Source organism: Kitasatospora sp. NPDC047058 (genome assembly GCF_040643935.1).
In the GTDB taxonomy this organism is placed as follows: domain Bacteria; phylum Actinomycetota; class Actinomycetes; order Streptomycetales; family Streptomycetaceae; genus Kitasatospora.
In genome coordinates this window covers 1-5,828 of record NZ_JBEYVJ010000403.1, presented here as the reverse complement: position 1 = coordinate 5,828, position 5,828 = coordinate 1, and the positions used below count along the sequence as shown (strand labels likewise).

The following is a 5,828-nucleotide window of genomic DNA, read 5'->3' as shown; positions in this document are numbered from 1 at the left end:
GCCCGGAGCGGGCGCGGCGCGAGCGCGGGGGCCGGGACGGCCGGACGTCGGAGCGCGCGGGGGGCGCCTCCTCCGCGGCCCGCCGGGCGAGTGCGGCCCGCGCGGCGGCCAGCGCCACCCGGGCGAGCAGCGGGTCCTCGTGGACGCCCGCCGCCCGCTTGCCCGTGTGACAGGGCGTGCACCAGACGGGCGACGCGGGCCCGTCCGGGTACACCATCTCCTCCGGCGGCAGGTAGTGGCTGCCGCACTCGACGCACTCGAAGACCAACCTCATCCGACTAGCACCGTCCCGGATCCGTGGCACCGACCGCATGGTGACCAGAAGGTGTTGAGCTTCGCCACCATGCTCCCTTCCTCGTCCAGTTCGACCGTTGCCTCGGTCTTCTGGGTCCCCCCGGACCCACCACACCCGGTACAGGCCTGAACCTCAGGCATATGACCCTCCTTGGCGCGGGGACCACCGTAGCGCGGATTCCGAGGCCGGAGCACCGGTCTGACGAACCGCCACTCCTCCGGGGGCGCGCGCGGCGGGACTGCGCGCGCCCCCGGAGGAGGGCCGGGCGGGCGGCGTCGGCCGCCGGCGGTCAGCCGGAGGCGCCGCGGAGGAACTCGCGGTTCATCGCCGCGATACTCGGCAGCGGGATGCCCTTCGGGCAGGCGGTCGCGCACTCACCGGTGTTGGTGCAGCCGCCGAAGCCCTCGGCGTCCATCGCGGCGACCATGTCCCGCACCCGGGACTTCCGCTCCGGCGCGCCCTGCGGAAGCACGTTGAGGTGGACCACCTTGGCCGAGGTGAAGAGCATCGCCGAGCCGTTCGGGCAGGCCGCCACGCAGGCGCCGCAGCCGATGCACTCGGCGTGCTCGAAGGCCGTGTCGGCGGTCTCCTTGGGCACCGGGGTGGCGTGCGCGTCGGGGGCGCTGCCGGTGGGGGCGGTGATGTACCCGCCGGAGCCGATGATCCGGTCGAACGCGGACCGGTCCACCACCAGGTCCTTGACCACCGGGAAGGCGGAGGCCCGCCACGGCTCGACGTCGATGGTGTCGCCGTCCGCGAAGTGCCGCATGTGCAGCTGGCAGGTGGTGGTCCGCTCCGGCCCGTGTGCCTGGCCGTTGATGACCATGCCGCAGGCGCCGCAGATCCCCTCCCGGCAGTCGTGGTCGAAGGCCACGGGCGTGTCGCCCCGGGTGATCAGCTCCTCGTTGAGGGTGTCCAGCATCTCCAGGAAGGACATGTCCGGGCTGATCCCGGTGACCTGGTAGGTGGTCATCGAGCCGGCCGCGTCCGGGCCCGCCTGGCGCCAGATGCGCAGGGTGAGGTTCACGCGTAACTCCTCTGGGTGGGGTGGACGTACTCGAAGTCGAGGTGCTCGCGGTGGAGGACGGGGGCGGTGCCGGTGCCGGTGAACTCCCAGGCGGCGGCGTAGGAGAAGGTCTCGTCGCGGCGGGCGGCCTCGCCGTCCTCGGTCTGGCTCTCGGTGCGGAAGTGGCCGCCGCAGGACTCCGCCCGGTGCAGGGCGTCCAGGCACATCAGTTCGGCGAGTTCGAAGTAGTCGACCAGCCGGTTGGCCTTCTCCAGCGACTGGTTGAGCTCCTGCCCGGTGCCGGGCACCCTGATCCGGCGCCAGAACTCCTCGCGCAGCTGCGGGATCCGCTCCAGCGCCCGGCGCAGGCCGGCCTCGTCGCGGGCCATGCCGCACTCGTCCCAGAGCAGTTCGCCCAGTTCGCGGTGGAAGGAGTCGGGCGTCCGGTCGCCGTTCACCGCGAGGATGAGGTTCAGCCGGTCCTCGACCTCGGCCTCCACGGCGGCGACCGCCGGGTGCTCGGCGGGGACGGCGGGCAGCGGGTTGCGGGCCAGGTAGTCGTTGAGGGTCGGCGGGAGGACGAAGTAGCCGTCCGCCAGGCCCTGCATGAGCGCGCTGGCGCCGAGCCGGTTGGCGCCGTGGTCGGAGAAGTTGGCCTCCCCGATCGCGAACAGGCCGGGCACGGTGGTCTGCAGGTCGTAGTCGACCCAGAGCCCGCCCATCGTGTAGTGGATCGCGGGGTAGATCCGCATCGGCACCCGGTACGGGTCCTCGGCGGTGATCCGCTCGTACATGTCGAACAGGTTGCCGTACCTGGCGGCGACGGCGTCGCGGCCCATCCGCCGGATCGCGTCGGCGAAGTCCAGGTAGACGCCCTGCCCGCCGGGGCCGACGCCGCGGCCCTCGTCGCAGACGTTCTTGGCGGCCCGGGAGGCGATGTCGCGCGGCACCAGGTTGCCGAAGGAGGGGTAGATCCGCTCCAGGTAGTAGTCCCGCTCGGCCTCGGGGATCTCGGCCGGCGGCCGGGTGTCGCCCTTGGCCCGGGGCACCCAGATCCGGCCGTCGTTGCGCAGCGACTCGCTCATCAGCGTGAGCTTGGACTGGTGGTCGCCGGAGCGCGGGATGCAGGTCGGGTGGATCTGGGTGAAGCACGGGTTGGCGAAGTGCGCGCCGCGCCGGTGGGCCCGCCAGACGGCGGTGGCGTTGGAGTTCTTGGCGTTGGTGGAGAGGTAGAAGACGTTGCCGTACCCGCCGCTGGCGAGTACCACCGCGTCGGCGGTGTGGGTGGAGACCGCGCCGGTCACCAGGTCGCGGGCGACGATGCCGCGGGCCCGGCCGTCGATCACCAGCAGGTCGAGCATCTCGGTGCGCGCGTGCATCTCCACGTTGCCGGCGGCGATCTGGCGCGAGAGCGCCTGGTACGCGCCGAGCAGCAGCTGCTGGCCGGTCTGGCCGCGGGCGTAGAAGGTGCGGGAGACCTGCACGCCGCCGAAGGACCGGGTGTCCAGCAGGCCGCCGTACTCGCGGGCGAACGGGACGCCCTGCGCGACGCACTGGTCGATGATCTCCACCGAGACCTGGGCGAGCCGGTGGACGTTGGACTCGCGGGCGCGGAAGTCGCCGCCCTTGACGGTGTCGTAGAAGAGCCGGCGGACCGAGTCGCCGTCGTTGCGGTAGTTCTTGGCGGCGTTGATGCCGCCCTGGGCGGCGATCGAGTGGGCGCGGCGCGGAGAGTCCTGGAAGCAGAACTGCACGACGTGGTAGCCCTGTTCGGCGAGCGTCGCGCCGGCCGCGCCGCCGGCCAGGCCGGTGCCGACCACGATCACGGTGTGCTTGCGCCGGTTGGCCGGGTTGACCAGCTTGGCCTCGAACCGCCGCTGGTCCCAGCGCTGTTCGATCGGCCCGGCGGGGGCCTTGGTGTCGGCGACCGGCGCGCCGACGGTGTAGTCCAGGTAGCTCACTTCACGACTCCGGTCATCACGGCCACGGGGACGGACAGGAAGCCCACGGTCAGCACGAGCGCCAGGCCGTTGGCGGTCAGCTTCAACGCCGCGTCCCGGCGGGCGTTGTTGGCGCCGAGGGTCTGCGCGGCGCTCCAGAACCCGTGCCGGATGTGCAGGCCCAGCGCGAGCATCGCGAGGATGTAGACCACGCAGCTGTACCAGGTGCCGAAGGAGGCCACGATGTTCTGGTACGGGTGGCCGTGCTCGGCGGCCGGGTTCACGGTGAGCGTGGTCAGGTCGAGGATGTGCCAGACGATGAACAGGGCCAGGATCACCCCGCCCCAGCGCATCGTCCGGGTCGCGTAGCTCGCCCGCCGCCGCTGGTGCACGTACTTGCTCGGCCGGGCGGCGAGGTCGCGCCGGCTGAGCTGGTACGCGGCCACGCCGTGCAGGACGACTGCGGCGAGCAGGCCGGTCCGGGCGATCCAGAGGAACCACTCGTGGCCCAGGAACGGCTGGCCGATCGTGCGCAGCCAGGCCGCGTAGCCGTTGATGTCGTCCGGTCCGAAGAAGACCTTGAGGTTGCCCAGCATGTGCGCGACCAGGTACAGCAGCATGACCAGTCCGCTGACGGCCATGACCGCCTTCTTGCCGACGGTCGACCGCCACAGGGTCGCCAGGGTGGACGGATGCCGGGCCGTCCGAGTCGCGGTTGTCATGACTGCCACGGTAGGGACGCCCGCCAGGGTGCGTCCAAGACATGATGCGGCTCGCGACGATAGCCGGGGCCTATCGGGGCGGCCTATCCTGGCCGGGTGCAGCTCCAGCAACTCCGGTACTTCCTGGCCGTCGCCGAGACCCGCCACTTCACCCGGGCGGCCGAGGCGGCACACGTCGCGCAGCCGTCGCTCTCGCAGCAGATCCGGGCGCTGGAGCGGGAGCTGGGCGCCGAGCTGTTCCACCGCACCCGCGGCAACATCGCCCTGACCGACGCCGGGGACGCCCTGCTGCCGCTGGCCCGGCGCATCCTCGCGGACACCGAGAGCGCCCGGCTGGCCGTGCAGGAGACGGTCCAGCTGCGCCGCGGCCGGGTCCGGCTGGGGGCGCCGCCGAGCCTGTGCACCAGCCTGGTGCCGGACGTGCTGCGGGTCTTCCGGGACCGCCACCCGGGGGTGGCGCTGATGGTGCGCGAGGGCGGCTCGCGCGACCTGGTCCGGTCGCTGGCGGCGGGGGAGCTGGACCTCGCGCTGATCATCACCCCGCCGAGCGGGGAGGCCGCACCGGCGCTGGAGGTCACCGAGCTGCTGCACGAGGAGCTGGTGCTGGTCTCGGCCGGGGAACGGGCCCGGCGCAAGGCCCGGGTGGCGGACCTGCGGGACCGGCCCCTGGTGATGTTCCGGGAGGGCTACGACCTCCGCGAGGCCACCCTGGCGGCCTGCCGGGCGGCCGGGTTCGAGCCGGAGTTCGCGGTCGAGGGCGGCGAGATGGACGCGGTGCTGGGCTTCGTCCGGGCCGGGCTCGGGCCGGCCGTGCTGCCGGGCATGGTGGCGGCCCGCTCGGGGCTGGCCGTGACCCCGTTCGCCGGACCGGGGCTGGGGCGGACCATCGCCGTCGCGCACGGCCACGAGGTGCCGCTCACCCGGGCGGCGGCGGCCCTGCGCGGGACCCTGCTGACGCACCTGCGCGACGGGGCCGGGGCGGGCGCGCTGCCGCCGGGGACGCGGCTGCTGCTGTCGTGAAGCCCGGCGCGTGAGGCCGCTGCGCCGAGCCTGCCGTGGTGGGGCCGGTGCAGGGGTGAGGCCGGCGAAGGGGTGGGCCCGGCGGCCTCGTGGGACGGGTCCGCGTACGACCGGACGAGCGAATCGTTGGCATGGTGTGCGAAGCACCCGAATCGTGATGGAGCGGACCACCCCGCGCGGAACCCACTGTTCCCGGGCCGCGTCCCATGCACTGCCCGCGGTGCCGTATGGTGCGTCGCCGCAAGAGCCGAGCAGGCAGTCAGGGGAGTACGACGCGATGGACGACGGGACGCAGCAGGACGGCAGACGGACCGGGGGCGGCAGCGCCCCCGCGGACGACGTCCCGATGACCGGGGACGAGCGGCCGCCGGTCGAGGACGCGCGGCCCTGGGAGCTCCCGGACTACCTCCACGAGCGTGAGCTCGGCGCCGGCGCGAGCGGCCGGGTCGTGCTGGCCCGCCACCGGGAGACCGGCACCCCCGTCGCGATCAAGTACCTCCACGGCTCCGTCGGCACGCCCGCCCTGCGCGAGGAGGCCGAGGTCCTCGCGGCCATCGACTCCCCGCACGTCACCCGGCTCTACGAGTACGTCGAGGGCGAGCGGGGCTCGGCCATCGTGATGGAGCTGGTGGACGGGATCGCGCTGCGGGACCTGCTCAAGGCGGAGGGCGCCACCACCCCGGAGGCCGCCCTGGTCGTCCTCAAGGGCTCGCTGCTGGGCCTGGCCGCCGCCCACGAGGCCGGAGTGGTGCATGAGCGTGATCATCTCGGCGGCGGACGCCGGGGACGCGGAGCAGATCCTCAAGCTGCAGTACCTCGGCTACCAGAGCGAGGCCGAGCTGTAC

Annotated in this window: 5 protein-coding genes and 2 pseudogenes; 3 read left to right on the top strand and 4 right to left on the bottom strand. The window is 73.2% G+C overall.

Features of this window, described 5'->3' with window-relative positions; all coding sequences use genetic code 11:
* The 4 genes from ABZ885_RS33995 to ABZ885_RS33980 form a co-directional block, all read right to left on the bottom strand.
* Nucleotides 1-274: hypothetical protein (locus ABZ885_RS33995; RefSeq protein ID WP_360197414.1), on the bottom strand; the 274-nt coding region annotated here is incomplete at its 3' end.
* Between the two features lie 310 nt (nt 275-584).
* Nucleotides 585-1,322, bottom strand: coding sequence for a succinate dehydrogenase/fumarate reductase iron-sulfur subunit (locus ABZ885_RS33990; RefSeq protein WP_360197411.1), 738 nt, complete (start codon nt 1,320-1,322; stop codon nt 585-587).
* A complete protein-coding gene (locus ABZ885_RS33985; RefSeq protein ID WP_360197409.1) occupies nt 1,319-3,262 on the bottom strand; it encodes a fumarate reductase/succinate dehydrogenase flavoprotein subunit in 1,944 nt (647 codons plus the stop codon). The genes ABZ885_RS33990 and ABZ885_RS33985 overlap by 4 nt, the downstream gene beginning before the upstream one ends.
* On the bottom strand, nt 3,259-3,963 hold the full coding sequence (locus ABZ885_RS33980) for a succinate dehydrogenase cytochrome b subunit (RefSeq protein WP_360197406.1): 705 nt from the start codon (nt 3,961-3,963) through the stop codon (nt 3,259-3,261). Before ABZ885_RS33980 ends, ABZ885_RS33985 begins: the two co-directional genes overlap by 4 nt.
* A 96-nt stretch (nt 3,964-4,059) precedes the next feature.
* On the opposite strand from ABZ885_RS33980, the gene ABZ885_RS33975 reads away from it, so the two are divergent.
* The 3 genes and pseudogenes from ABZ885_RS33975 to ABZ885_RS33965 all read left to right on the top strand — a co-directional run.
* Nucleotides 4,060-4,983, top strand: a complete 924-nt coding sequence (locus ABZ885_RS33975) for a LysR substrate-binding domain-containing protein (protein ID WP_360197403.1) — start codon at nt 4,060-4,062, stop codon at nt 4,981-4,983.
* A 277-nt stretch (nt 4,984-5,260) separates the two neighbouring features.
* Nucleotides 5,261-5,749: pseudogene (locus ABZ885_RS33970) on the top strand (protein kinase); the annotation flags it as partial.
* Nucleotides 5,736-5,828 (top strand): annotated as a pseudogene (locus tag ABZ885_RS33965) (GNAT family N-acetyltransferase); the annotation flags it as partial. The pseudogenes ABZ885_RS33970 and ABZ885_RS33965, both read left to right, overlap by 14 nt.